We start from the raw sequence: 25,897 nt of genomic DNA, 5'->3' as shown, positions 1-25,897 counted from the left end.
CAACACCGGCTGCAGAGTGGCCCGCGAGAGGTTTCTGACCATCTCCGAGGCTGCCGGTGCCTGGCTCAGCAGCCATGCCCTGGCCAGGGACGGGTACCGCTTCTCAGGCGGGGCCGGCGACGCCTGGCGTGGCGGTTACCGGGGAGAGCATCCGCTCTATGGCGCCGGGGCCAGGCCCGCCGTGGAGGGTGATCGCTTCAATCGGGTGACCATCAACAACAACTTCTACAGCCGTGACCTCCACGGCTGGAACGACAACTGGCGCGGTGGCGGCTACTGGAACAGCCGGCCCTGGAACCATGGCTGGTATGGCGGCTGGGGCGGCTGGAGCTGGTGGGGGGCCAGCGCTGCGGCCTGGGGTGTGGCGGGCCTGGCCACGGGGGCCGCGATCGGCTCCCTCGTGAATGCTGCGGCAGACCAGCAGTCCACGCTGATCGTGGTGCCCGAGACCGACATCCAGCTTGACTATGGCTCAGTGGAGAGTGTGGGCACCGGCGGAGTGAGCTTCAACTACAACCTGGAGGGCAGCGGTCAGCTCAGCTGCTCAATGCCGTCTGCCAGGTGGCCTACGGCTCTGGCAGCTGAATCACCCCGGCGTTGGGCCCACACAGCCGCAGCGGGCAGCCGTCGGCCCCATAGACCGCGTCATGGGGTGACAGACAGCCGAGTTCGTTTTTGCCCCTCACCTGGTTCGCCGGCAGCCGCTTGGGCTGCAGCTCCCGTTGGCTCTCCGGCACCAGCATGGGGCAACCACCCGTGATCACCCTCTGGGCGCGGGCCGCCTGGCCCAACTGCCCTACCAGGCTCACGGCCAGGCCCAGCATCAAGGCCCGATAGGGGTTGGCCATCGTGGCTCCAGCAATCGCTCCTACTCTGACCCGGTTTCGACGCCGGTACCGTGGCGCTGCAGTGACCCGCCATGGAGATCGGTATGGAAGCACCCGTCTACCCCCAGGAGTTGATCGCCGAGCTTGTCGAGGCTTCCAGGGAATTTGACGCCACCGGGCGTGACCCTGAGCGCAACTGTTGGATGGCGGTGCATCGCCATGTGCACGGGGTGCCGCCGAGTGAATACGACATCCGCGAGGTACCCGAGGATCTGTATCTGGCCGTTCTTGCGCTCCGCAAACAGGATTCGGCTGCGTCCTGAAGGACGACCCTCAGGCTGAGCCAAGGTCACCACCACCAGGAAGACATGAAAAAAGCCCCGGCCTAGACCGGGGCGCTTGCTGTTCGGTGATTGGCCCACCTTTCAGGGTTGGCCAGGCCAGAAACTCAGGCCCAGCCCTTGCCGGCCATGTCTTCCACGTAGGCGGCCACGTCGGCGATGTCGCCTTCGCTGAGCTTGCCGCCGAAGGCGGGCATGGCGTTCTTGCCGTTGGTCACCTGGTAGGCGATGGCGGCTTCGTGGTCGCTGCTGTAATCAGCCAGGTAGGCCTCAAGGGCGTCCTGCTTAAGGGTGCGCTCCGCGTTCACCACATTGCCGCCGCCCATGTGGCAGGCAGCGCAGTTGGCGGAGAAGAGCTGGCCGCCGTGGGCGACATCAGCGGCATAGCTGGGGGCAGCGCCCAGCACCAGGGCGAGGCAGAGAGCGATCAGGGAAAAGAGACGGCGCATGGAGGGGCGCATCAGGCATGGGCTACCCGAAAACTTAAGCGCCGCAGGGGCGGCTGTGCTTGGCGACGCCGAGCTTCGAAACATTTGCGACGTGGCAGCGCATCCCCCTTACTCCCGCCCCGGCGGCGGCGGCAGCGGGCCCCGCTGCGGCAGCCCCGCATCGGCGAAGACCGCCTCCAGGCTGGGCGCGTGGCTCACCTCGCCGAAGCGCTCCGGCGGGCTGATCGGCTGGTGCACGAAATGGCGCTGCCGTATCGAAAAGCGGTCCCAGGGCGTCATCTCGATCCGCAGCAGCTTGATCAGGCCCTCCACCAGCCAGCCACGCAGGTCGAGGCCGAAGGCCGGGATCCAGGTGCCCCGCCAGCGGCCCAGCTGCCGCACGGTCTCATTCACGGTGACGGCGGGTTGGCCCAGCACCAGGCGGCGCAGCGGCCCCTGGGCCGGTTCCGGGTTGGCCTGGTGGGGCTGGGTGGCCAGGTGCACGCACACCCGGGCGATGTCGGCCGCATGGATGAAGTGGAAGGAGGCGTCAGCCCGCAGCCAGCGGGCCAGCCAAAGCCAGCGGGCCGCCTCCCCCAGGCCCGCGGTGAGGTAGCTGGTGGGGAACGGGCCGCCGCCATCGAGCCGGCCGCCGAACACCAGGGTGGGAAACACTGCCACGATGCGCGCTGCCAGGGGGTGGTGCTCCAGCTGCTGCAGGCAGAGGGCCTTGGTCTGGATGTACTCGGTGCCGTAGCGGCTCGCCTCGGGCAGCAGGTGCAGGCGGCGATCCAGCACCGAGGCAGTGGAGAAATAGATCAGCTGCTCCAGCCGCTCCGGATCGGTGAGGTTGAGCAGGATCTTGACGGCTTCCACGTTGACCCGCTGGGCCCGCTCGGGATCCCCCCAGGCCGTGGCCGTGTGGAGGATCCGGCTGGCCGAGCCGATGGCGGCGGCAGCGGCCTCCTGGCCCGGTTTGCCCAGCTCGCGCAGGTCGGTCACCACCAGGGTCACGCGGGGATCGTCCTGGGGCACCGCCGTGAGTTTGGCTGGATCACGCAGCAGCAGTAGCAGCTCGGCGTCGGTCTGGCGGTAGAGCAGCTCTGCGATGTACTGGCCAACGCAGCCGCTGGCGCCGGTGATCAGGATGCGTTGGGGCCGCTGCACCCCTGGGCTCAAACGGCGGCTCCGAGCAGCTCGCTCACCGCCTTGCCGGTTTCAAAGAACACGCGGGCGTTGTCTTCCGGAGTGCCCGGCAGGATGCCGTGGCCGAGGTTGAGGATGTGGCGGCGGCCGCGGGCCTTGCGCACCGTGTCGAGGATGCGCGCGCGGATCGCCTCCGGCGTGCCGAACAGCAGGCCCGGATCCACATTGCCCTGCACGCCGAGGTGCTCGGGCAGCCGGGCGCAGCCGTCGGCCATGTCCACGGTCCAGTCGAGGGAGATGAAGTCCACCCCGGTGCTGGCCATGCGCTCGAGCACACCGGCGCTGCCGGAGATGTAGAGGATCAGGGGGGTGTCGGGGTGGGTGGCCTTCACCTGATCGATCACCCGCTTCTGGTACGGGGCGGCGAACAGGTCGTAGTCGATCGGGCTCAGCTGACCGGCCCAGGAATCGAACAGCTGCACCACCTGGGCCCCCGAATCGATCTGGTAGCGCACGTAGGTGGCGATCGCATCGGCCAGGTGGCCCAGCAGCTGGTGCAGCAGCGCCGGCTCCTGGAAGGCCATCGCCTTGATCACGGAATAGGTCTTCGAGCTCTTGCCCTCCACCGCGTAGGCGGCCAGGGTCCAGGGAGCCCCCACGAAGCCGAGCACGGCGGCGGCGTTGCCCACATCGGCCCGCAGCCGGCCCAGCACCTCGCCCACGAACGGCAGCGCCTCGGCCGGATTGAGGGGCCGCAGGGCATCCACCTGGGCCTGGCTGCGGATGGCGGGCTCGATGACGGGCCCCCTGCTCTCGATGATGTCGAAGTCGATGCCGATCCCCGGCAGGGGCGTGAGGATGTCGGAGAACAGGATCACCCCGTCGGGCTGGAAGGCCCGGTAGGGCTGCATCGAGATCTCGTAGGAGAGATCGGGATTCTCCGAGCGCTCGCGGAAGCCCGGATGGCGGTCGCGCAGGTCGCGGTAGACCTTCATGTAACGCCCCGCCTGGCGCATCATCCACACCGGCGGCCGCTCCACCTGCTCACCTCGGGCGGCGCGCAGCAGCAGGGGAGCGTTCGGGGCCATCGGCAGAGAGTTGAAATGGGGATCTGAAGGGGAACCTACCTGAGCAGGTCTGGGCTTCAGGCGGCTGGCAGGGCTTCAGCGGCCGCTTCGTCACAGACCCTCTGGCTGCGCTTCTCATCCCGCTGGAACACCAGCACGGCCAGGGGGGGCAAGCACAGATCCAGGGAGTGCTCGTAGCCGTGCAGGGCCCAGTCCTCGGTGCAGCGGCCGCCGAGGTTGCCGAGGTTGCTGCCGCCGTAGCGCTCGGCGTCGGTGTTGAACACCTCGTTGTAGTAGCCCTCCACAGGCACACCGATGCGGTAGTGGGAGTGGCTCTGGGGTGTGAAGTTGGCCACCACCACCAGCCAGTGACCCGTGGCACTCTCGCGTCGCATGAAACTGATCACGGAGTGGCGGTTGTCACTGCAATCAATCCACTGGAAGCCGTACTCGTTGAAGTCGTCGCCCCAGAGCGCCCGCTCGGAGCGGTAGAAGACGTTGAGGTCGTCCACGAGGTGCTGGATGCCCTGATGGGGGGCGTGGTTGAGCAGGTCCCACTGCAGGTCACCCCACACGTTCCACTCGGAGCGTTGGCCAAACTCCATGCCCATGAAGATGGTCTTTTTACCGGGGTGGGTCCACATGAAGGCGAGCAGGGCGCGCACGTTGGCGAACTTCTGCCAGTCGTCACCCGGCATCTTGTGCAGCAGATGGCTCTTGCCGTGCACCACCTCGTCATGGCTGAGGGCCAGCATGAAGTTCTCGGTGTAGGCATACCAGATCGAGAATGTGACGTTATTCTGGTGGAACTGGCGATGCAATGGATCCAGCTCGAAATAATCGAGCATGTCGTGCATCCAGCCCATGTTCCACTTCAGGTTGAAGCCGAGACCGCCGATGTCGGTGGGCTGGGTCACCATCGGCCAGGTTGTCGACTCCTCGGCGATGGAAAGGGCGCCGGGGAAGTGCTGGAACAGCACATGATTGGCCTGCTGCAGGAACAGCACCGCTTCGGTGTTCTCGCGGCCCCCCTGGTCGTTGGCCAGCCACTCGCCATCGGGGCGCAGGTAGTCGCGGTAGAGCATCGAGGCCACCGCATCAACGCGAATGCCATCGATGTGGAACTCCTCAAACCAATAGATCAGATTGGCAACCAGGAAGTTGCGCACCTCGTTGCGGCTGTAGTTGAAGATCAGGGTGCCCCATTCCTTGTGCTCACCGATGCGCGGATCGGCATGCTCGTAGAGGTGGGCCCCATCAAAGAACGCCAGCCCATGGGCATCCTTGGGGAAGTGGCCGGGCACCCAGTCGAGAATCACGCCCAGCCCCTCGGCATGGCAGCGGTTGACGAAGGCGCGGAATTCATCCGGTGTGCCGTAGCGGCTGGTGGGGGCGTACCAGCCCGTCACCTGGTAGCCCCATGAGCCATCGAAGGGATGCTCGGAGATCGGCATCAGCTCGATGTGGGTGAAGCCCCGGGCCTTCACGTAGGGAATCAGCCTGTCGGCCAGTTCGGGATAGGTGAGAAGCCGTGCTCCCGGTTTGAGATCTGCGGCCTGGATCGGCGTTCTGGCCCGGCCGTTCTCTTCCAGAAAGGGCTGCTCGGCGCTGCCGTGCATCCAGCTGCCGAGGTGCATCTCGTAAACCGAAATCGGCTGATCCAGCGGATTGCGGCTGTCCCGCTGGCCCATCCAGCCGTCGTCGCTCCAGGCGAAGTGGCCCAGCGGCTCCACGATCGAGGCATTGGCGGGCCGCACCTCGTGGCGGAAGCCGTAGGGGTCGGCCTTCTGGTAGCAGTGGCCGGCCTGGGAGCGCACCTCGTACTTGTAGATGGCGCCGGCGTCCAGACCCGGGATGAACAGTTCCCAGCAGCCTCCCAGCCGCGACTGCATCGGATGGTGGCGACCATCCCAGTTGTTGAAGGGGCCCAGCACCGCCACGCTGCGGGCATTGGGTGCCCACAGGCAGAACATCACGCCGGCGACACCGTCTCGCTCCAGCCGATGGGCCCCCATGCGGTGCCAGATGTGGTGGTGGTTGCCCTCGGCAAAAAGATGGCGATCGAGTTCGCCCATCCACTCGTCGCGGAAGGCCCAGGGGTCGTGGGCCTCATGGGTGAGGCCCCCCCGTTGAACCCGCAGCCGATAGGCCGGGCCGGGGTCGTGGGACAGCTCCGCCTCAAACACCCAGGGGTGGTGGGGTGCGGTCATCGGCAGGCTGAGCTCGCCGCTCAGCAGGCTCACCTGCTCCGCTTCCGGCAGCCAGGCCCGCACCACCCAGCTGCCGCCTCCCAGGGGCTGATGCCCGAGCACGGCAAAGGGATGGTCATGGCGGCACTCCGCCAGGCGGCGGCCATCGTCCACCATCCACTCCACAGTGGGGACCGCCATTGAGACACTGCTTGGGGGACCTGACCTTAGGCGGCCGATCCGCCCTCAAGGACCTGCAGCCGCGCTGGCTTCAGCGGGCTGGAGCCGGGGCTTTCTGCGGGGGGTTGGGATCCTGGGGAAAATCCACGCCCGTGATCTCGTTGTTGCTGTTGAGGATCACGAAGAGGTTGTCGGTGAGGCGGTTGAACTCCGTGTTGACCAGCACCAGCTGACTGTCGTCGGATTGGCTGGCCTCGATCACCCGCACCACCCGCACGAAGTTGCCGGTGCTCCGCTGCAGTTGCATCCAGCGCGATTGGAGCGTGGCCGTGGTGAGCTCCTCCTGCAGGGGAAGGGAGAGGAAGCTGCGGGCACTGATGAAATGCCCCCTGCTGAGGGAGCGCACGAAGTCCGCTGCCACGCGGCTGGCCTTGGCATCGGTGAGGTCGAAGTGGTAGCCGGTGAGCTCGCCCTCGGGGTTGAGCACGATGAACAGGTCGCGTACCCCATCACTGGTGGTGAGGCTGGCCTCCACGGTGGTGGAGGCCAGACCGCCGCGCACGCTGAGCAGGGTCCAGCTCAGCAGATCCGGCTGAGTGCGCATCGTTTCCGCCACCATCTGGGGGCTGCTGATGGCCTTGAGCTCTTCGGAGACTGGGCAAAGCGGAGGTTGGGATCGCGGCTCTGCACCGCCTTCAGGATCCGGTTCGCCGCCGCGCGGGCCTGCTCCACCGTGAGCCCGTTGGAGGCTTCAGCCGCGGCCGCGGCAGCATCGGCCAGGGCCGGCTGAGGGAGCAGGGGGGGCGTGCCGGAGAGCAGCAGGAGGCCCGCAGCGAGGGTGAGGGCCCTGGCCGGCAGGAGCGGCAAGGAACGCGGGGAGCCCGACGGCAGGGAAAACCGCATCAGCAGCGCTGGGATCAATGGCCACAGTTTGCCCCAGCTTCTGTCCAGGCGAAGGGTGCGATGGTCAGCCTGGACTCCGCCGTGGCCAGCCAGTAGGTGATCACCCGGTGGCGGCTGTCCGCGCCGCCCCAGGGTTGCTCCCCCGTTCCCGGGTTCACGGCCAGCTGGGGCCAGGCCGCTCCAGCCAGGGACAGCCGCAGCCGCTCACCCGGCTCCAGGCGGGTCCAGAGGGGCTGCAGGTGCAGGGTCAGGCAGCGGACCTGGCGGCAGTGGGAGCCCCGTTGGCGCAGCACGCCGGTGCAGAGCTGGCGCACCGCCCCGCTGCGCTCCAGCACCGACAGGGCGGCGCAGAGGTCGAAACCGTCCTGATCGGCGGCAACCTGCAGCTCCAGCCGCGGCCAGCCGGCGATCAGCTCAGGGGCCTCCAGGGGGGCGGAGCTGAAGCAGGCCACGTCGGTGCGCCGATCCAGGTCGCTGCGCTCGCAGAGGCCGGCATCGAGGCCGAGATGCCCACCCGCCCCGGCACCGGCCGCCAGGGATCGTGCACCCAGCTCACGGGCTGACGCGGCCGGTCCCCGCCACCGCCACCGCCACCGCCACCGTCGCCGTCGCCAGGGGCGCTGGCCGCCAGCCAGCCCTCCTGCGGGTCCACGGCAGCCAGCCCGGCACTGCCGAGTGCCCAGCTGCGAGGCCCAGGGGTCTGCTCCCGGCCACCTGGCGCTTCGCTCCGGCCCCGCAGCCAGGGGCCTCCGCGGCAGTCCTGGAGGGCCACAGCCTGGGCCAGGTCCTGGGCGGCCTCCACGGCAGGCGTCCCAGTGGGCTCCAGGGGAGCGTCCTGAAGGTGGTGGCGGAAAAAGCGCAGTTGCAGCCCATCGAGGCCACCGTCCCAGCGCAAATGGCTCCAGGCGCCGAGGCGCAACAGGGGCTGGCCGCCTCGACGGCGGGCCTGCTGCCAGAGATCCAGCACTCCTGAGAGATGGGGGTCGTGCCAGCCGCCGATCAGCAGCATCGGCTGGCGCCAGAGGGCATCCGGCGGGCTGTGGCGGCTCCAGGCGGTGGGTTCGCCCGCATCGCTGCGCAACCAGCGCAGGGCCATGCCGCCCGGGTCGTGGCGCTGCAGCAGCTCCGGGCCCGTGCTCAGAAACTGGCCGCTGTCGAGGGCGCCGCGGATCTCGAGCCAGCCCTGGCTGTCGCCGCGGCGACGCAGGCGCTCGGCCGCCAGCTGCAGGCCCCAGCCAAGGCCGAGGGCCCACCAGTGAGCGCCGCCGCTGCTGGCCCAGTGCAGGCGCTCATCGAGTCCGGCCATGGCGGGAGCCAGGCAGTCCGGCAGGGGGCCGTCAGCGTCCAGCAGCAGCTGAGCCAATCCCTGGTAGGAGAAGCCATAGCAACCAAGACGGCCGTTGCTGCCAGGCAGCTGCCTGGCCCACCGCAACGTGTCCGTGCCATCGCGGGCCTCCTGGGCGAAGCCGGCGAAGTCCCCCTCCGAATCGCCCCGGCCCCGCACGTCCTGCACCACCACCAGGAAGCCGTGGCTGGCATACCAGCTGGGATGGGCGTAGGTCACCGTGGAGGCGATGGCGCGGCCGTAGGGCTGGCGCATCAACAGCACGGGCCAGGGGCCCTCCCCCTCCGGTTCCCAGATCCGGCTCACCAGCCGCACGCCATCCCGGCAGGTGAGCCAGTGGTCCTGGGGAGAAGGGGGACCCGAGCCCTCAGCCTGGGGGACCACTCAGCGGACGTCGGGGCAATGGAGGCCCACCACGTAGGTGGTGAGCACCTCGGCATCGCCGGGGCTCAGGTTTTCCTGTGCGGCGATCACCCGGGTGGCCTTGCGGCTGGTGTATGACACGCCCTCGGCATTCATCTGGCGCAGCTGGGCACAGAGCTTCTTGGCCTTGGCTGGATTGCGCTTGACGCTCTCGAGCAGCTGGGACTGGCTGCGGGCGGGTTGGCTCAGCAGCGGCGGCACCAGGGCCAGGGCCGTCAGCAGCAGAGCCACCGCCGGCGCTGCACGGCGATGCCAGGGCTGGCGGGTGAGGGAGAAGGACTGGTTCAAGTTGGACACGGCCATGGATCTGGAGATTTCCCGGCTCCCCTCCATTTGAAAGGGGGTGAGGCGGTCACTCCCCTGGCTGGGGTCAGTTTCTGGTGCGGCGATCCCGGGCCCGCTGGATCCACTGCCTCAAGCGGGCCAGGCTCAGCATCGGGGCTGCCAGGCCGGTGAGACTGCGCTGCAGGCGGCCCATCTGCACCAGCAGCCGCTGGGGGTCGGCCTCGGCCAGGGCGCGCCGATCGGGCACGCCGGCGTACAGCAGCAGGGCGGCTTCGGCAGGCTCCAGGCCCACGTCGATCACCAGCCGCGCCTGGCCGCGCAGGCGGATCAGGCGCGCTTCACTGGCCCCACCGGCCCTGCCCAGTCGCCTCAGGGCGGTGTCGTCGAGCCCGGCCAGCCCGCTCCAGCTGCCGATGCCGGCGGCGCTGAGCTGGCGCTCCTCCCGCGCGAAGTGGGGCGGCAGGCTCCAGCGGGGCTCCCCCTGGGGGCTGGCGTCGCGCTCAGCCAGGGTCGATCTCCACTGTGCCGGTGTTGAGGTTGCGCGTGGCTTCCGCCAGCACCACAGGCGCGTTCAGCCCGGGGCCGATCGCCTCGACCCGGCGCAGCCGCACGTGCACCAGGCCTGTGGGGGTGCTGCGGCCGCTGTTGCGCAGGTTCAGGGCCACCTGCTCCACGCTCGGCAGCGCCGCCTCCAGGGGGAAGTCCGCGCTGGCGGTGGCGATCACCAGATCCCCGCCGTTGTCGTACACCACCGGCACGGCCAGGGCGCCCGGCACGGTGACCCGGGGGCGGTAGCTGATCGCGAAGGCCAGGCAGGAGAGGGCCAGCAAGGCGGTGAAGCTGGTAATCCCCACCAGCCGGAAGCGGATGCCCCAGCGCTGCAGGAAGCCGGCGATGGTCAGCAGGGCCAGAACCCCGCTGGCGGCGCCGAGCCACTCCCCCGCGCTGAACAGGATCGGGTCGGTGGACATGGGGCTGGAGGGGGCTGGGCAACGCCGTTATATTGCGCCCGCACAGCGCGATGGCATCCCCGGGGGAATGGCGGTGGTGCCGGATCAGAACCCTGGGGAGGAGCATTCAGAGGCGGCAGACAAGGCCAGCCAGGCTGACGATCTGCCAGTTGGGAAAAGGCCTCTGCGCTTGGGGCGGCCGACCCCCCTGCTGCTGGCTTCCGTGGCCACGATGGCGGCCACCGGGGTGGCGATCGGCTCCGCCGATGCGCTGCTGGCGGGGGTCTACCGCCGCGTGCAGCCACGCCTGGAATCGACCCTCGGCCGGGCCCTGGGTCACCCCCTTCAGCTCGGCCCCTACCGCGGCCTGGGCTGGTCGGGATTGACGCTGGGTCCCAGCCGGGTGCTGCCCGGCCCCGACGACGCCTCCACCCTGGACGTGCGCCAGCTGTCGCTGAGCCTGGACCCCCTGGCCAGCCTGCGGCTGCGCCGGCCCGTGCTCCAACTCGGGCTGGTCGGTCTGGAGGCCAACCTGCGCCGCAATGCCCAGGGGCGCTACTGGGTGCTGCCGCCCGATGATCCGAACGCCGAACCGCCGCGGCTGGACCTGCGGCTGCGGCTGGAGCAGCCCGCCCAGCTGAACGTCGCCCCCGCTGGCGTGAGCCTGCAGGTGGAGGGCAGTGCCGACCTGAAGCTGCACCTTGAGACGATCAAGTTGCGGGCGCTGGTGCGGCCCTCCGGCCCCGCCGCCGGTCAAGACGGCAGCCTGCGGTTGGTGGGGGAGGGCAACTGGGGCAAGCAGAGCGCCAAAGCCCAGCTGCTGAGCCAGGGGTTTCCGCTGCAGCTGCCTGCCCGGTTCCTGGGATTGCCCGGCTCCCTCAAGGGCGATGGCAGCGGCCGGCTCACGTTCTCCTGGCGGGATGGGGGGCCCCAGTGCGAGGGGGAGCTGCAGCTGCAACGGGTGCAGTGGCAGGCCCCGGGCGCAAACCCGCCGCTGAGCCTCAGGGAGCCCCGCCTGCGCTGCAGGGGTCAGCTGATCTCGCTGCCGGCCACCAGCTGGCGCTGGGGTGACTTCGATGGCCGCGTCGGTCTGCAGGCCCGCTGGCAGCGCCAGCAACTCGCCCTCGACACCCTGGAAGTGCGCCGCCTCAATTCCTGGCTGCGGGTGCGGGGCGAGCTGGGCAAACGCCTGCAGCTCGATGGCTCCTGGCAGCTGCTGCCCAGCGAGTTACCCCAGACCCAGGGCACGCCGCCGGGGCTGCTGGGCGAGGCGTTGCGGGGCCAGCTCCAGGTGCGCGGCAGCTGGCCCAGGCCCCAGGTGGAGGCTGCCCTGAGCCAGGCCAGCAACCCCGTGATCGGCTCCTGGAACGGGCTGCTGCGCTGGAATGGCGAGCAGCTGCGCCTGGAGCGGCTGCGCAGTGCCCACCTCACGGCCAGCGGCAGCCTGCCACTGCGTTTCAATCCCGGTCAGCCGCTGCGCCCCGGCCCCCTGGATCTGCGCCTGGCGATCAGCGATTTCCCGCTGCCGAAGCTCAGCGCCGCCGTGGGCACCGACCTCGAAGGGGTGCTCAATGCCTCCGGCAGCATCCGCGGCCCGCTCACAGGCCTGACTCCGGACTTCGCCCTGACCGTGTCCAGCCCGGGAGCCGGCCCCCTGCGGGTGTCGGAAACGTGGTCTGGCGACTGGTTCGGCAACGCCGCAGGAGGCGGGCGGCTGGCGATGCGCGCCGTGGGAACCACCGAGCCGGCCACGCTGGAGGCGAGCCTGGATCGCCGCTGGGTGCCCGAGTCGGTGCTGTTGCGGCGCAGCGGTGGGGCCCTGGCCCTGAGGGGGTCGCCGCGGCTGTACCGCTGGACCGCCGACGCCTTCCCCCTCGATGGCGTGATGCTCACCCTGGGGCCCCGCAGCCAGCGCCAACCGCTGAAGGGAGCCCTCAGCGGCGCGGGGGAACTGGAACTGCAACCCCTCGCCTTCAGCGGCCAGGCCAGCCTGGATCGGCCGGTGTTGCTCGGTGTCTGGGCCGAGGAGGCCAGCATTTCCGGCCGCTACACCGAGCGCCGCTATCAGGCTCGCGTCGATGTGGTGCCGCTCAGCGGAGGCGGAGTCGCGATCGACTGGAGTGGCCGCTGGAAGGGCCCCTTCCAGGCCACGGTCACGGGGCGGGAACTGCGGGATCCGCTGGTGCGCCAGCTTCTGGAGGCCTGGCCGCTGTGGCAGGGCGAGGGCCAGCTGGCCAGGGGCACGGCGTCAGATCTCGGCACCTTCCTGATCGACACCCTGGGCGGCAGTCTGGATGGCCAGCTGGCGGCCCTTGAGCTGGCGCGCACGGCCCTGCAGGGGGCCCGCCGCGATCCGCTCAGCGGCCTCACCGTGGCCCAACGGCTGGAGAAGCTGGCGGGACGCTTCGACCTCGATGCCACGCTCACCGGCCCCAGGCTGGTGGACACCCGCGCCGACCTCTCCATCAGGGCCCACCTCTGGCTGCCGGGTGAGGACCAGGACCTGGCCCTCACCAGCGAGCCCGTGCAGGTGACGTTGCAGGGCCCCTTCCGCATGGGCCAGGGCCAGCTCTCGCTCTCCGGCCTGCCCCTAGCCCTGGTGGCCCTGCTCACGCCCGTGCCCGAGACTCTGCGGGGCCGGATCGCCGCTCAAGGGCGTTACAGCCTGGGCGGCGCTGATCCGGAACTCAGCCTGGACTTCGCCCTGGAGGATGGGGCTCTCGGAGAGGCGCCCCTGCTGCTCGAGCGCGGCGCGGTGGCCGTGGCCGGGGACGTGCTCAACGTGGATCTGGCTCTGCGCGCCGAGGGGGCGGAGAGCAACGTCGAGCTGGCGGGCCAGGTGCCGCTCAATCCAGCCAGGGAGGGGCTGGAGCTGCGCCTGGCCAGCCGCGACGACGGCCTGCGCTTCCTCACCGAGCTGGCCCGCCCGGAGCTGGAGTGGAACGCGGGAGGCGGCGACCTGCAGCTGCTGGTGCGCGGCAGCCTCGACGATCCGATCGCCAACGGCTTTCTGCGCTTCCGCGATGCCGCGCTCACCCTGGTGGGCCAGAAGGTGGAGAACCTCCAGGCCACCGTGCTCTTCGACTTCGAACAGCTGTTCCTGCAGGAGTTCACCGCCCAGGTGGGCCCGCAGGGGAGCATCAGCGGCAGTGGCAGCCTTGGCCTGCTGGAGCCAGCCGTCATGGAGGACGGTGAGCCCTCCCAGCTCAGTCTGGAGCTCACGGACGTGCCCTTCGCCCTGCCGCGGGTGAAGGCCGTGGCGGCCGGATCCCTGCTGGTGTCAGGCAGCCTGGCGGCCCTGGACATCGGCGGCGACCTGAGCATGTCCAAGGGCACGATCAATGTGCAGCCGGAGGGTGCGGCGCCGGCAGCTGGTGACAGCACCACGACGGTGTCGCGTGAGGCGCTCCAGAACTGGGACTTCAGCAGAGCTCTGGACCTGCTGGGGCCTGGCGTGGAAAGCCGGGCGAGCGCCAACCTGCGCGACCTGCTGCCCGCCGCGAGCGTGATCGGTTTCGACGATCTGCGCCTCAGCCTCGGCCCGGACCTCACCGTGGTGGTGCCCAACCTGGCCAGCTTTGCCTCCGAGGGGATGCTGCGCATCAACGGCCGGCTGGATCCCAGCCTGGAGGCGCGGGGGGTGGTGCGGCTCAAGCGTGGCCGCCTCACTCTGTTCACCACCACCTTCAGCCTCGACCCCGAGGCCCCCAACGTGGCGGTGTTCACGCCCTCGGCAGGGCTGATCCCCTTCGTGGATGTGGCCCTGCGCACCCGGGTGTCCGACACCCTCCAGGTGGGTGGCCTGGGAAGCGGCTCCCTGGGGCCTTCGCTGGCGGAGCTCGAAACCCAGGGGGGCGCCGGCACCCTCGATCAGCTCAACCTGGTGCGGGTGTTTCTGTCCGTGAGCGGGCCGGCCGATCGGCTTGCCGACACGCTCGAGCTGCGCAGCAGCCCGCCGCTGCCCCAGGACCGGCTGCTGGCCCTGATCGGCGGCAACTCCCTGGCGGGCCTCACCGAAGGCGGGGCCGGCGCCGCCCTGGCCACGGTGTTGGGCCAGACCCTGCTCGCCCCCCTGCTCGGTAACCTCAGCGACGCCTTCGATCAGCGGCTCAGCTTCGCCCTCTACCCCGCCTACGTGACCCCCACCCTCAGCAGCCGCTCCGAGCGTCGCTCCCAGCAGGTGCCCCCCCAGCTGGTGCTGGGCTCCGAGATCGGCCTCGACATCAATGAGCGCTTCAACGCCTCGGTACTCGCGGCCCCGAACCGCAGTGACGTGGCCCCCCAGCTCAACCTCAACTACAAGGCCAGCGATCTGATCAACCTGCAGGGATCCGTCGACACCCAGGGGGTGTGGCAAGGCCAGCTGCAGGTGTTCCTGCGCTTCTGAGATGGCGGGCTCCGGACGGCAGGCGATCGGGGTGGATCTGGGCGGCAGTGCCATCAAGCTGGGCCGCTTCAGCGAGGCTGGCGACCTGCTGGCCGAGGCCGTCTGCCCCACCCCCCAGCCGGCCATGCCCGGCGCCGTGACGATGGCGATCCAGGAGGCGGTGGAAGCGCTGGATCCGCAACGGCTGGCCGAGCGGGTGGGCATCGGTCATCCGGGGCCCAGCGACCGCTCCTGCCGCCGCGCCAGCATTGCCATCAACCTGCCCGGCTGGCGGGATGTGCCCCTGGCCGACTGGCTGGAGCCGCTGCTGCAGCGTCCCGTGACCCTGGCCAACGACGCCAACTGTGCCGCCATCGGTGAGCTCTGGCACGGCGCCGCCCGCGGTGCTGCCGACGTGTTGCTGCTCACCCTCGGCACGGGGGTGGGGGGGGCGGTGCTGCTGGGCGGGCGGCTGTTCACCGGGCACGCTGGCGCGGCGGCCGAGCCCGGTCTGATCGGCCTGCAGCCCGATGGCCCGCCCTGCAACAGCGGCAACCGGGGATCCCTGGAGAGCTATTGCAGCATTGCCGGTCTGGGCCGTCTGAGCCCGCTTGATCCGCGGGAGCTCTGCCGTCTGGCCGACGCCGGCGATGCCGAGGCCCTGGCGGTGTGGCACCGCTATGGGCGCCTGCTCGGCATCGGTCTCTGCTCCCTGCTCTATGTGCTCACCCCGGAGCTGGTGTTGCTCGGTGGCGGCCTCAGCGGCGCCAGCCACCACTTTCTGCCGGCGGTGTGGGAGCAGGTTCAGGAGCGGGTGCTGGCCGTGAGCCGCCACGATCTGCGCATTGAACGCTGTGCCCTGGGCAACGGCGCCGGCCGGCTGGGGGCGGCGCGCCTGGCCTTCGAGCGGCTGCAGCCCGGCGGATTGAGATGATGGAGCCATGACCTCCATCGTCTCCAGCTCTCCTGCGGCCTCGTCCACGGCTGATTCGTCCACGGCTGATTCGGCCCGTGCTGCTTCCCCCGCAGCTGCAGCTGTTCCCGATCCCAGCCCTGAGCTGCTGCAGCGGGCGGTCACGGTGCGGCAAAGTGCCATGGACCTGGGCCAGTGCTCCGATCGGCAGCGCCAGCAGGCGGTGCTGGCGATGGCGGAGGCGCTGCAGGCTTCCCGGCAGGCGATCCTGGCCGCCAATGCCGCCGATCTGGAGGCCGCCGCCGCCGATCAGCTGGCGCCGGCGCTCGTGGCCCGGCTGAAGCTCGATGCGGCCAAGCTCGAGGCTGCCATTGAAGGGGTGCGGCAGGTGGCGGCGCTGCCCGACCCCCTCGGCCAGCGTCAGCTGCACACCGAGCTCGATCAGGGCTTGGTGCTGGAGCGGATCACCGTGCCCCTCGGCGTGCTGGGCGTGATCTTCGAGGCGCGCCCCGATGCGGTGATGCAGATCGCCTCACTGGCGATCCGCTCCGGCAATGGCGCCATCCTCAAGGGCGGCCGTGAGGCCAGCCGCAGCTGTGCCGCCATCCTCGACGCCCTGCAGGAGGGCCTGGCCCGCAGCGCCGTGGCGCCCGAGGCCCTGGCCCTGCTGACCAGTCGTGAGGAAAGTCTGGCCCTGCTGAAACTCGATGGGCTGGTGGACCTGATCATTCCCCGGGGCTCGAACGCCCTGGTGCGGTTCATCCAGGACAACACCCGCATTCCGGTGCTGGGCCACGCCGACGGTGTCTGCCATCTCTACGTGGATGCCGCCGCCGACTGCGCGCTCAGCCTGCGGGTGGCTCTGGATGCCAAAACCCACTACCCAGCCGCCTGCAACGCGATTGAAACCCTGCTGGTGCACCGGACGATCGCCGACCGCTTTCTGCCCCTGGCGCTGCCGGCCTTTGCGGCAGCCGGGGTGGAGCTGCGTGGCGATGCGGCCAGCCAGGCCCTCGGAGTGGCCGTGGCGGCCAGCGAGGACGACTGGGGCTGCGAGTACTCCGATCTGATCCTGGCGGTGAAGGTGGTGGAAGACCTCGATGGCGCCCTGGAGCACATCAGCCGCTACGGCTCCCGTCACACCGAGGCCATCTGCACCGCCGACGAGCAGGCCGCCGACCGCTTCCTGGCCGGTGTCGACAGCGCCGGTGTGTTTCTGAACTGCAGCACCCGCTTCGCCGATGGCTTCCGCTACGGCTTCGGTGCCGAGGTGGGCATCAGCACCCAGACCCTGCCGCCCCGGGGGCCGGTGGGACTGGAGGGCCTGATCACCTACCGCTACCGCCTGCGCGGCCAGGGGCAGACCGCCGCCGACTACGCCAGTGGCGAGCGCCAGTTCAGCCACAGAGCCCTGCCGCTGTGAGCGCCACGGGTCAGGGCGCCGTTGCCCCTGGGGATCAGATCCTGGTCCGCGGCCTGCGGCTGTGGGCCCACGTGGGAGTGCTGGAGCAGGAGCGGCAGCTGGGCCAGTGGTTTGAGCTTGACCTCACCCTGGCGGCTGACCTGAGCCGGGCCGCCCGCGAGGACGACCTGGCCGCCAGCCTCGACTACAGCCTCCTGATCACGGCCCTGCAGCAGCTGGCCCGCGCCACGGTCTGCCTCACTCTGGAGCAGTTCAGCGAGCGCATCCTCGAGCGGGCTGAGCAGCTCTATGGCGCCGTGCCGATCCAGCTGGAGTTGCGCAAGTGCTCGCCGCCGGTGCCCGGCTTCGGCGGCCAGGTGGCCGTGCGGCGCCAGCGCCGCTGGCCCGCCGCCGCTGAGAGCGCATCTGGAGCTGCGGGGTTCCCCCATGGCTGATCGCCTCGGCCACTGGCTGCGGGGGCAGGCATGGCTGCGGCGGCAGGCCTGGCTGCAAGGCCTGCCCTGGCTGCAACCCCAGGCTGCGGACCGATCGCCCTGATCTGGTGGGGCAGCTGGCCCCGCGGCGCCACCCTGGGGGATCTGCTGGCGGTGGACAACCTCTCGGCGGCCCTCACCCGGGCCGGGATTGAGCACAGCGTGCTGTCCCACCCCAGCCATGCGGGCCCGGCCCATCGACCCACCCCGGATCCTTCGGCCCTGGCTCCCCAGCTCAGCACCCTGGTGTTCGTCTGCGGCCCCCTGGTGCAGACCAAGCGCATGCGGCGCCTGCTGGCGGCCAGTGGCCACACGCGCAAGCTGGCCGCCGGCGTGTCGCTGCTGCAGAGCCAGCAGGCCCTCAACCGCCAACTCGATGGCGTGGTGGCCGCGACGGCGCGGCGGCCCCTGGCAGCCCAGGCGCAGGAGAGGGCATCAAACCTGGCCGCTTCGATCTGGCCATCAGCCACTGTGAGCCTCCCCTGGAGCGCTCCCGGCCCGCCAGCCTGGCCGAGGCCCGCATCGGCCTCTGTCTCCGCGGCCGCCAGAAGGATTACGGCCTCGGCCGCGATCGCTCTGCGGCCGTGGAGGCACTGTTCACCGAGGTGCTGGAGCGTCAGCCGGGGCTGGTGCAGCCGATCGACACCGTGCTCTCGGCCACCAATCCTCGGGAGCGCATCGAGGCCCAGTTCGCGGCGGTGGACCTGGTGCTCACCACCCGCCTGCACGGCTCCCTGCTGGGCCTGGCGGCTGGCGTGCCGGTGATCGCCGTGGACCAGATCGCCGGCGGCGGCAAGCTCACCGAGGTGCTGGGCCGCATCAGCTGGCCGCTGCTGTTTGCAGCTGAAGATCTCACGCCCGACAGCCTGCTGGCGCTGATGCAGGGCTGCATCGAGGCCTGTCCCCTTGAGGCGATCGCCGCCAGCCAGGCGCGGATGCTGGTGCTCTCGCGCCAGGCCGTGGAGGCCTCGGTGGCGCTGATCAGGGAGCAGGTGCGGAGCGATCCCTCCTGAGCGCCGGCGGCCGCCGCAGGCGGCTGCCCAGCAGGCGGGCCAGCTTCAGGGGCAGGTCGGCCAGCTTGAGGCGCAGCAGCAGCAGCCCCGCCAGCAGCCCATCGCGCTGCCCCCGGGCATGGCGTGCCATCAGCACCTTGAAGCGACCGTGGTAGTGCACGCAGAGCAGCCGCACCCGCTGGCCATTGGCCCTGCGGAACCCATAGGCCTGGCCCTGCTCGAACACCAGCCGTTTCCAGGGGCGCACCAGCAGTGGCAGCGGCCTCACCGCCTCAAAGCCGCGCACGTGCTCGATGCAGCTGTCGTAGAGGGCGTCATCCGCCGGCAGGCGCTCGCGGATCAGCACGGCGTGGCCGGTGCTGCGGCACCAGGCCCGCCACAGCGACATGTCGGAGATCCAGTGGCGGCCATGCTGTTTGCTGTTGCGCGCCATCAGCTCGGCCAGGCGGCTGCCGCTGGCGTAGGTGCGGCTCACCTCACGGCAGAACTCCTCCAGGGCAGCGCGGGCCTGGATGTAGGTGCAATGGGGCAGGGCCCGCTGCTCATCCCAGTGGCTGAGGGCCACGGCATAACGGCTGCAGCGCAGGGCCTCCTGCCGGGCATCGCAGAACAGCAGCACATCCGAATCGAGGGCCAGCACCTGGTCGAGCCCTTCCCGTTCCATCACGGCCAGCAGCACGAACCAGCGCTCAATGCAGAAGCGCTCCCACTCGAGGCTCTGGGAGGGGCTGTGGTGGCGGTAGTCCTGCAGAAAGCGGCGATGCGCGTCGGAGCGGGGCAGGGCGTCGATGGCCACGAAGCGATCCACCGCCAGGGCCTCGTTGCTGGCATCGCCCGCCAGCACGATCGGCACGCCGGGGTTGCAGCGCCGCGCCTGCTGCAGGCACACCGCCAGATAAGGACTGGCGGAGCGGTGCACCACCACGATCCCGAAGCGGCCGCCCAGGCCTTGGCCAGCTGCGGCGTGGGTCATCTCAGAGAGGGCTCGCCTGGGTCCACTGCGGCCTGGCGTGGAAGTCGGCGGCGCCGGCGGGATGGCGCAGGGCCCAGTAGCTGAGCAGGCCACCGCGCTGCTCCAGCACGGCGCTCACCTGCCAGTCGAAGGCCGTGGCCGTGGCCCAGGCCTCGGGCAGCTGGCAGCGCAGGCTGAGGCTCAGGGCTGAGGCGCTGCGCTGGCAGTCGAACGGCAGCGCGTCGAAGCCGGCGGCGGGTTTGAGCCCCTGGCGGTAGCCCTCCAGGGCGTAGACGTTCCAGGCCCCGTCCGGGCAGAGGTTGAACTCCAGATAGCTGGGCTGGCCTGCCGGTGCCACGAAGCACTCCAGGCAGGTGTGCTCCCACAGTCCGTCGCGCCGGGGGGCGCCAGGGGTGGCCTGCGCTTCTGGAATCAGCAGCGCTTCGAGGCCGGGGTGACCGGCTGGGGCGGTGAGCTCGATCAGCAGCTCCAGTGCGGGCCCGCCCTGCTCCCGGGGATCGAGGCTCAGCTGGCCCTGGATCGTCAGCTTGGGGTTGGTGAGCGCGGTCGTGGGGCCCGAGGCCGTGGAGTCTGTAGGCGTTGGGTCCGGGAAGGGGACGAGCTCAAACGGATGGCGGGCCATCAGCGCAGGGCCTCCACCAGGGCACGGATCTCGGCCTCCTGGGCCTCGATGCTCTCGGTGAGCCGGAACTGCACCCTGGCCCGCTGCAGGTTGTGACCCCGATGGGTCACCTTGAAATAGCTGTCCCCAGCCAGGTGGTCGGTGAAGAAGCGCAGACCCAGCTCGAAGCTGATCAGCCGCATCGCCGCGTAGAGGTGATCGAAATCCGCTGGTGTGAGGAAGGCCCTGGCCTGCTCCAGGTAGCCGCCGAGCATCGCTCCGCAGCGCTCCAGGTCGAACACCACCGCCTGGAGATCGCTGGTCTCCTCGCCGGCGGGGTTGCAGCAGGAGCGCAGGCAGTCGCCGATGTCGTAGTGCACCAGGCCGGGCTTCACCGTGTCCAGGTCCACCAGGGCCACGGCGCGGCCGCTGCCGGCGTCCAGCATCACGTTGTTCACCTTGGGGTCACCGTGGATCGGCCGCAGCTGCAGCAGTCCCCGGGCCTTGGCCTCCTCCAGCACCGCCGCCTGGCCCTGGCGCTGCTCAACGAAGGCCACGCACTCCTGCTCGGCCCGATCCAGCCCCGCGGCTGACCGCTCGGCCAGGGCCTGCCGGCACACGGCGGTGTACTGGCTCAGGTAAGCCGGGGTGATGTGGAACCCCTCCAGGGTGTCGGCCAGCTGCTCGCAGGGGAGGTCGTGGATCTGGGCGTGGAAGCGGCCCAGGGCCCGCCCCACCTCGGCCGCATGGGCGAGATCGAGCACGGTGTCGTGGGTGGTGGCCCCCTCCACGTAGCTCAGCAGCCGCCAGCTGCCGCTCGGCTCCGTGAGGTGATGGCTGCCGCCACCGGCCTGGGGCTCTGGTGGCTCCGCCTGGCGCAACGGGATCGCCTCGGGCAGCTGCCAGGGCCGATCCTGCCGCTCAGCGCCGGCTCCCCCGGCGCCTGCCCGCCTGGCCATGTGCCGGTTCAGGGCCACGATGTTGGCCATCACCAGCTCGGGCTGGCGAAACACGGCGGTGTTGAGCCGCTGCAGCACGAAGCGCTGCGCGGCTGAGGTCTCCACCAGGTAGGTGTCGTTGACATTGCCGTTGCCCAGGGGCGCCACGCTGGTGACCGTGCCTGGAATCGCGAAGCGCTGGGCCAGGCGCTGCAGCTGGGGCTGGGGGGGGAGCATGGCCCCATCCTGCCCAGTGGGGTCTTTCGGGCAAGCCCCGGTGGGGCGTCTCGCCGGCTCAGGCGTTGGCCGCCGCCAGCCCCGAATGCCGGATCAGGGCTTCACTGCTGGGCTGGCGGCCGCGGAAGGCCTCGAACACTTCGCTGGGGGAGCGGCTGCCGCCCAGGCTGAGCACGGTGTCGCGGAAGCGGCGGCCGGTGGCCACGATCGCGTCCTCCTGCTCCAGACCCACCTCCTCGAAGGCGCTGAAGGCATCGGCGCTGAGCACCTCGGCCCACTTGTAGGAGTAGTAGCCGGCCGCGTAACCGCCGGCGAAGATGTGGCTGAAGGCGCAGAGAAAGGCGTCTTCGGCGATCGGCTCCAGCACCGTGGTGGTGCGGGCGATGTCGCGGCGCAGCTGGTCAGGGGTCTGGCCGCAGCCGGGGTTCCACTGGCTGTGCAGCCGCAGGTCGGTGAGGGCGAAGTGCACCTGACGCAGGGTGGCGCTGCCGCCCATGAAGGTGCGTGCCGCCAGCAGTTTGTGGTATTCCGCCTCGGGCAGCGGTTCACCGCTCTGCCAGTGGCGGGCCATGCCCATCAGGGTGGCGCGGTCGTAGCACCAGTTCTCCATGAACTGGCTTGGCAGCTCCACCGCATCCCACTCCACGTTGTTGATGCCGGCCGCCTGGGGACGCTCCACCGTGGTGAGCATGTGCTGCAGGCCATGGCCGAACTCGTGGAAGAGCGTTTCCACTTCGTCGAAGGTCATCAGGCTGGGAGTGCTGCCCACCGGCGGGCTCTGGTTGCAGATCAGATAGGCCACCGGCAACACCGGCGTGCCCTCGGGGCTGCGGGAGCGGCCCAGGCACTCATCCATCCAGGCGCCGCCGCGCTTGCTGCCCGGTCGGCTGTAGGGATCGAGGTAGAAGCCGGCCAGCTCGTCGCCGCTGCCGCCGCTGAGCACACGGAAGTAGCGCACATCCGGGTGCCACAGGGGCGCCTCCCCCTCCGTGCTCACGATGCGGATGTCGAACAGGCGCTGGCAGAGGCCGAACAGACCCTGCAGCACCTGCTCCAGGGGGAACCAGGGGCGCAGGGCCTCGGCATCCAGCTCAAAGGTCTCCCGCCGCAGCACTTCGGCCCAGTGGCTCACGTCCCAGGGCTGCAGATCCTCGGCCTCCGGGGCGCCATGGCGACGGGCGCAGGCGCGCAGCTCCTCGATCTCCCGCTGGGCAGCCGGCAGGGCTGCCGCGCGCAGCTCCTCCAGCAGTTGCTCCACCTCGGCCACCGAGCCGGCCATCTTGGTGGCCAGGCTCACCTCCGCCCAGGAGCCGTAGCCCAGGCGCTGGGCCTGCTGCCGCTTGAGGGTCAGAATCCGCTCGATCAGGGGCCGGTTGTCGAGGTCGCCGCTGGAGGCGCGGCTCACCTGGGCCCGGTAGACCGTTTCGCGCAGGTCGCGCCGCTGGCTGAACTTCAGGAAGGGCATGGCCCTGGGCATGTCGAGCCCCATGCGCCAGCCCTCTTCGCCGGCCTCGCGGGCGGCCTGGGCCAGCAGCTCCCTCAGGCTCGGGGGCAGACCAGCCAGGTCGGCCTCACTGCTGAGGCTGAGGCTCCAGTTGTTGGTGGCGTCGAGCACGTGGTTGCCGAAGTCGTTGGCGAGACTGGCCAGCTCGGCGGTGGCGGCATTGAAGGCCTCCTGCTCGGCACCCTCCAGCCCCACCCCGCGCAGCTGCATGTCGCGGCGCTCGGCCTCGAGGATGCGCCGCTGCACGCCATCGAGCGCGCTGCCGGCCAACCGATCCAGGGCCCGGTAGAGCACCTGGCTCTGGCCGGCCCGGCTGCCGAAGGCCACCACGGCCCCCTGCTGTTGCTGGTAGGCCTCGCGCAGCTCAGGGCTGTTGCACACGCCGTTGAGATGGCTCACCGCTCCCCAGCTCCAGCGCAGCCTCTCGCCCAGCCGCTGCAGGGGCTCCATCACCGCCTCCCAGGCCAGGGGCGCGTTCGGGTCGCTGAGCTGCTGCTCCAGGTTGGTCTCGAGGGCACTGAGCTCGCTGTGCAACTGCTCCAGCAGCAGCGGAATCGCCGTGGCCACCTGATCGGCGGTGATCTGGGCGAAGGCAGGCAATCCCTGGCCCTCAAGCAACGGCAGGGTGGCGGTGGCGTGGCCCATCAGCGCGGTTCAGCTGGGCCTATTTCAGCCGATCGATGCGGTGGGCCGTGGTTCAGCCGAGGGCGGGGATCCTGCCCAGGGTGATGGCCGTGACGCTGGCCAGCTGGCTGGAGAGGCCATTGGTGCTGGCCTCGTAGAGATCGATCGCCACCCGCGGCCAGAAGCCGATCACCAGGGTGGGCACCAGCAGGGTGAGGCCGATCAGCAGTTCGCGTGGATTCATGTCGCCCACCACGGCCAGGGCCGGGATCCTGGGCCCGAAGAACACGCGCCGGCAGAGGCTGAGCAGATACACCGGCGTGAGCACCAGCCCCACGGCGGCCAGCACGATGGTGATCACCCGGAAGCCGATCGTGAAGCCGTCGTTGGCGGTGACCCCCAGAAACACCGTGATCTCGCTCACGAAGCCGCTCATGCCCGGCAGAGCCAGGGAGGCCAGGGAGCTGGCCAGGAAGAAGGCGAAGGTGATCGGCAGGGCCTTGGCCAGGCCACCCATGTTGGGAATCGAGAGGGTCTTGGTGCGCTCGTAGAACACGCCGGTCACGAAGAACATGGCGGCGGCGATCAGGCCATGGCTGATCATCTGCAACATGGCGCCACTCATGCCGAGGGCGTCAATGGCGCCGATCCCCACCAGCACGAAGCCCATGTGGCTCACGGAGCTGCAGGCGATCCGGCGCTTGACGTTGTCCTGGGCGAAGGCGTTGAGGGCGCCGTAGACGATGTTGACGATGCCGAGCACGATCAGGGCCGGCGCCAGGGTGAGGTGGGCCTCCGGCAGCATCTGCACGTTGAAGCGCAGCAGGGCATAGCCGCCCATCTTCAGCAGCACCCCGGCCAGCAGCATCGACACCGGCGCATTGGCCTCGCCATGGGCATCGGGCAGCCAGGTGTGCAGGGGGAACATCGGCAGCTTCACGCCGAAGCCGATCAGGAAGCCCACGTAGCAGAGCAGGCCGAAGACCCCGCCGGGGCTGCGGCTGGCCATCTCGCTGAGGTTGAAGCTGAAGGGGCCGCCGTAGAAGGCCAGGGCCAGGCCGCTCACCAGGATCAGCAGCGAGGCGGTGGCGGTGTAAAGGATGAACTTGGTGGCGGCGTACTGGCGCTGCTGGCCGCCCCAGATGGCGATCAGCAGGTACACCGGCACCAGCTCCAGTTCCCAGGCCAGGAAGAACAGCAGGAAGTCCTGGGAGAGGAACACCAGCCCCTGGGCTGAGGCCTGCACCAGCATCAGGGCGAAATAGAGGCGCGTCTTGCGGTTGATGTTCCAGCTGGCGGCCACCGACAGCAGGGTGACGAGGCCGGAGAGCACCACCAGGGGCGCCGAGAGGCCATCGGCCCCCAGCGACCATTCCAGCCCGAGGGCCGGCACCCAGCTGACGCGCTCCACCAGCTGCAGCTCGGCGCTGGAGCCCTCGAAGTGCTGGCTGAAGCACACCAGCATCAGCACCAGATCCACCCCCAGGGTGCCGAGGGCCAGGCTGCGGGGCCAACGGGGATCGCTGCCGTCCCCCGGCAGCAATGGCATCGCCAGGGCGACAGCCGCCGGCAGCAGCACAATCAGGCTGAGCCAGGGGAAACCGGCCAGCCCGCCTGCGATCAGGGCGTCGGGCAGGGCCGCGGCCAGGGGGCCCAGGGGAGGAGAGGAACAGGGGGTCTGCGGAATGGACGCGGCCACAAGCGCCAAAGAGCCGTCCATCCGAGTCCCGTCAAGATCTGGAGCAACTTACCAGTTGCAGCAAGGCGGCTGGGTAGAACTACTCAGCGTTCTCAGGCCGATCCGGCAGCGGCAGCCAGTGACTGCCGCGGTGCTGCACGCTCAGCACCTCCGCCCGCGACTCCACGCCGGCGTAGTACCAGGTGCGCACCATCGCCCGGTACACCGTTTCGGCCACCTCCTGGCGGCAGAGCGCCAGCAGGCTCGGGCCGGCACCGCTGATCACGCAGCCCCAGGCCCCGGCCTCCAGGGCCGCCTCACGCACCTTGCGACCCCCAGGGATCAGCCCCCAGCGGTAGGGCTCGTGCAGGCGGTCGTGCATGCCGTCGGTGATCAGATCGCCGTTGCCGGTACGCAGCCCCTGCAGCAGCAGCGTCAGGGCGCCGAGGTTGGTCACCGCATCGGCCACGGGGATCGCCTTGGGCATGGCCCGCCGTGCCTCGCTGGTGGTGAGCCGCACCGCCGGAATCGCCACCACGGCCACCACCTCCGCCGACCACTCGCAGCGCACCACCCGCCAGCGGTGCGAGGCGGCCTTCGCCGTCATGCACAGCCCGCCCACCAGGGAGGGCACCACATTGTCGGGATGGCCCTCGATATCAATGGCCAGCTCCAGCAGCTTCTCCTTGCTGAGCGGCTCGCCCACCAGGGCGTTGGCGCCCATCAGGCCGGCCACGATCGCCGTGGCACTGCTGCCCAGGCCGCGGGCGGGGGGCACGGCCAGGCGCACCCTGGCCTCCAGCCCCACCGGCTCCTCACAGGCTTCCTTCCACACCCGCTGGGCGGAGCGGTAGACGAGGTTGTCGGGCCCGCCGCGCAGGTGGGCCCCCTCTGGGCCCTCGATGATCAGGTCGAAGCGCTGGCTGCCGCCGGCGATGCAGCGCATCTCGAACACGTTGTCGAGGTCGAGGGCCGCCCCGAGGCAGTCGAATCCAGGCCCCACATTTGCGGTGGTGGCTGGCACATGCACCACCACGCCCTGGCCGATGCGGGGGCGCGCCATCGAAGCT

General features: G+C 70.1%; 24 protein-coding genes. 7 read left to right on the top strand and 17 right to left on the bottom strand.

What is annotated here, in order from left to right:
- Window positions 1-16 precede the first annotated feature (16 nt).
- Window positions 17-760 (top strand): hypothetical protein, encoded by a 744-nt coding sequence (locus IQ220_RS13815; protein WP_228009236.1) that lies wholly within the window; start codon window positions 17-19, stop codon window positions 758-760.
- Window positions 761-919: 159 nt separating this feature from the next.
- Window positions 920-1,150, top strand: coding sequence for a hypothetical protein (locus IQ220_RS13805; protein WP_228007512.1), 231 nt, complete (start codon window positions 920-922; stop codon window positions 1,148-1,150).
- 125 nt (window positions 1,151-1,275) lie between these two features.
- Here the strand turns inward: IQ220_RS13805 and IQ220_RS13800 are convergent, their stop codons facing one another.
- From IQ220_RS13800 to IQ220_RS13760, 11 genes are all read right to left on the bottom strand, one after another.
- Complete coding sequence (locus IQ220_RS13800) at window positions 1,276-1,617, bottom strand: c-type cytochrome (protein WP_186696545.1); 342 nt, start codon at window positions 1,615-1,617, stop codon at window positions 1,276-1,278.
- A gap of 108 nt (window positions 1,618-1,725) precedes the next feature.
- Entirely contained in the window at window positions 1,726-2,763 is a 1,038-nt protein-coding gene (locus tag IQ220_RS13795; protein ID WP_186696544.1) for an NAD(P)-dependent oxidoreductase, read from the bottom strand.
- Between the two features lie 8 nt (window positions 2,764-2,771).
- Window positions 2,772-3,830, bottom strand: a complete 1,059-nt coding sequence (hemE, locus tag IQ220_RS13790) for a uroporphyrinogen decarboxylase (RefSeq protein ID WP_193915804.1) — start codon at window positions 3,828-3,830, stop codon at window positions 2,772-2,774.
- 56 nt (window positions 3,831-3,886) lie between these two features.
- Entirely contained in the window at window positions 3,887-6,199 is a 2,313-nt protein-coding gene (gene glgB / locus IQ220_RS13785; protein WP_193915801.1) for a 1,4-alpha-glucan branching protein GlgB, read from the bottom strand.
- A gap of 70 nt (window positions 6,200-6,269) precedes the next feature.
- Window positions 6,270-6,782: a DUF3887 domain-containing protein gene (locus IQ220_RS13780; RefSeq protein ID WP_228009235.1), complete on the bottom strand. Its 513-nt coding sequence runs from the start codon at window positions 6,780-6,782 to the stop codon at window positions 6,270-6,272.
- Entirely contained in the window at window positions 6,758-7,045 is a 288-nt protein-coding gene (locus IQ220_RS15870; protein WP_228009234.1) for a hypothetical protein, read from the bottom strand. Before IQ220_RS15870 ends, IQ220_RS13780 begins: the two co-directional genes overlap by 25 nt.
- A 50-nt stretch (window positions 7,046-7,095) precedes the next feature.
- On the bottom strand, window positions 7,096-7,533 hold the full coding sequence (locus IQ220_RS16595) for a CocE/NonD family hydrolase C-terminal non-catalytic domain-containing protein (RefSeq protein ID WP_370566487.1): 438 nt from the start codon (window positions 7,531-7,533) through the stop codon (window positions 7,096-7,098).
- Window positions 7,491-8,810 (bottom strand): CocE/NonD family hydrolase, encoded by a 1,320-nt coding sequence (locus IQ220_RS13775; protein WP_370566486.1) that lies wholly within the window; start codon window positions 8,808-8,810, stop codon window positions 7,491-7,493. Before IQ220_RS13775 ends, IQ220_RS16595 begins: the two co-directional genes overlap by 43 nt.
- Window positions 8,811-9,152, bottom strand: coding sequence for a hypothetical protein (locus IQ220_RS13770; RefSeq protein ID WP_370566485.1), 342 nt, complete (start codon window positions 9,150-9,152; stop codon window positions 8,811-8,813).
- 67 nt (window positions 9,153-9,219) lie between these two features.
- The gene (locus IQ220_RS13765; RefSeq protein ID WP_370561806.1) at window positions 9,220-9,531 is read right to left on the bottom strand and encodes a DUF4332 domain-containing protein; all 312 of its coding nucleotides are present in this window, start codon (window positions 9,529-9,531) and stop codon (window positions 9,220-9,222) included.
- Window positions 9,532-9,634: 103 nt separating this feature from the next.
- On the bottom strand, window positions 9,635-10,105 hold the full coding sequence (locus IQ220_RS13760; protein WP_186696541.1) for a Ycf51 family protein: 471 nt from the start codon (window positions 10,103-10,105) through the stop codon (window positions 9,635-9,637).
- A 169-nt stretch (window positions 10,106-10,274) separates the two neighbouring features.
- On the opposite strand from IQ220_RS13760, the gene IQ220_RS13755 reads away from it, so the two are divergent.
- From IQ220_RS13755 to IQ220_RS13735, 5 genes are all read left to right on the top strand, one after another.
- The gene (locus IQ220_RS13755; protein ID WP_193915798.1) at window positions 10,275-14,471 is read left to right on the top strand and encodes a translocation/assembly module TamB domain-containing protein; all 4,197 of its coding nucleotides are present in this window, start codon (window positions 10,275-10,277) and stop codon (window positions 14,469-14,471) included.
- A 1-nt stretch (window position 14,472) separates the two neighbouring features.
- A complete protein-coding gene (locus tag IQ220_RS13750; protein ID WP_193915784.1) occupies window positions 14,473-15,384 on the top strand; it encodes an ROK family protein in 912 nt (303 codons plus the stop codon).
- A gap of 7 nt (window positions 15,385-15,391) precedes the next feature.
- Window positions 15,392-16,786, top strand: a complete 1,395-nt coding sequence (locus IQ220_RS13745; RefSeq protein ID WP_193915781.1) for a glutamate-5-semialdehyde dehydrogenase — start codon at window positions 15,392-15,394, stop codon at window positions 16,784-16,786.
- On the top strand, window positions 16,783-17,220 hold the full coding sequence (gene folB, locus IQ220_RS13740; protein WP_193915778.1) for a dihydroneopterin aldolase: 438 nt from the start codon (window positions 16,783-16,785) through the stop codon (window positions 17,218-17,220). The genes IQ220_RS13745 and folB overlap by 4 nt, the downstream gene beginning before the upstream one ends.
- A gap of 623 nt (window positions 17,221-17,843) precedes the next feature.
- Window positions 17,844-18,272, top strand: coding sequence for a polysaccharide pyruvyl transferase family protein (locus IQ220_RS13735; protein ID WP_193915776.1), 429 nt, complete (start codon window positions 17,844-17,846; stop codon window positions 18,270-18,272).
- On the opposite strand, the gene IQ220_RS13730 is transcribed toward IQ220_RS13735, so the two are convergent.
- From IQ220_RS13730 to thrB, 6 genes are all read right to left on the bottom strand, one after another.
- Complete coding sequence (locus IQ220_RS13730; RefSeq protein WP_193915773.1) at window positions 18,241-19,245, bottom strand: hypothetical protein; 1,005 nt, start codon at window positions 19,243-19,245, stop codon at window positions 18,241-18,243. The two genes, IQ220_RS13735 and IQ220_RS13730, sit on opposite strands and share 32 nt — an antisense overlap.
- A gap of 1 nt (window position 19,246) precedes the next feature.
- Window positions 19,247-19,867 (bottom strand): DOMON-like domain-containing protein, encoded by a 621-nt coding sequence (locus tag IQ220_RS13725; protein ID WP_193915770.1) that lies wholly within the window; start codon window positions 19,865-19,867, stop codon window positions 19,247-19,249.
- Window positions 19,867-21,021, bottom strand: a complete 1,155-nt coding sequence (locus IQ220_RS13720) for a phosphotransferase enzyme family protein (protein WP_193915767.1) — start codon at window positions 21,019-21,021, stop codon at window positions 19,867-19,869. The genes IQ220_RS13725 and IQ220_RS13720 overlap by 1 nt, the downstream gene beginning before the upstream one ends.
- Window positions 21,022-21,079: 58 nt before the next feature.
- Window positions 21,080-23,170 carry a M3 family metallopeptidase gene (locus IQ220_RS13715; RefSeq protein ID WP_193915764.1) on the bottom strand — a complete coding sequence of 697 codons (2,091 nt, stop codon included), beginning with the start codon at window positions 23,168-23,170 and terminating at the stop codon, window positions 21,080-21,082.
- Window positions 23,171-23,222: 52 nt separating this feature from the next.
- Window positions 23,223-24,797, bottom strand: a complete 1,575-nt coding sequence (locus IQ220_RS13710) for an NAD(P)H-quinone oxidoreductase subunit 4 (protein WP_370566491.1) — start codon at window positions 24,795-24,797, stop codon at window positions 23,223-23,225.
- A 130-nt stretch (window positions 24,798-24,927) separates the two neighbouring features.
- Window positions 24,928-25,890, bottom strand: a complete 963-nt coding sequence (gene thrB, locus IQ220_RS13705) for a homoserine kinase (protein WP_193915762.1) — start codon at window positions 25,888-25,890, stop codon at window positions 24,928-24,930.
- Window positions 25,891-25,897 lie beyond the last annotated feature (7 nt).

This window comes from Cyanobium sp. LEGE 06113, assembly GCF_015207615.1.
This window is presented reverse-complemented; position numbering and strand designations above follow the sequence as displayed.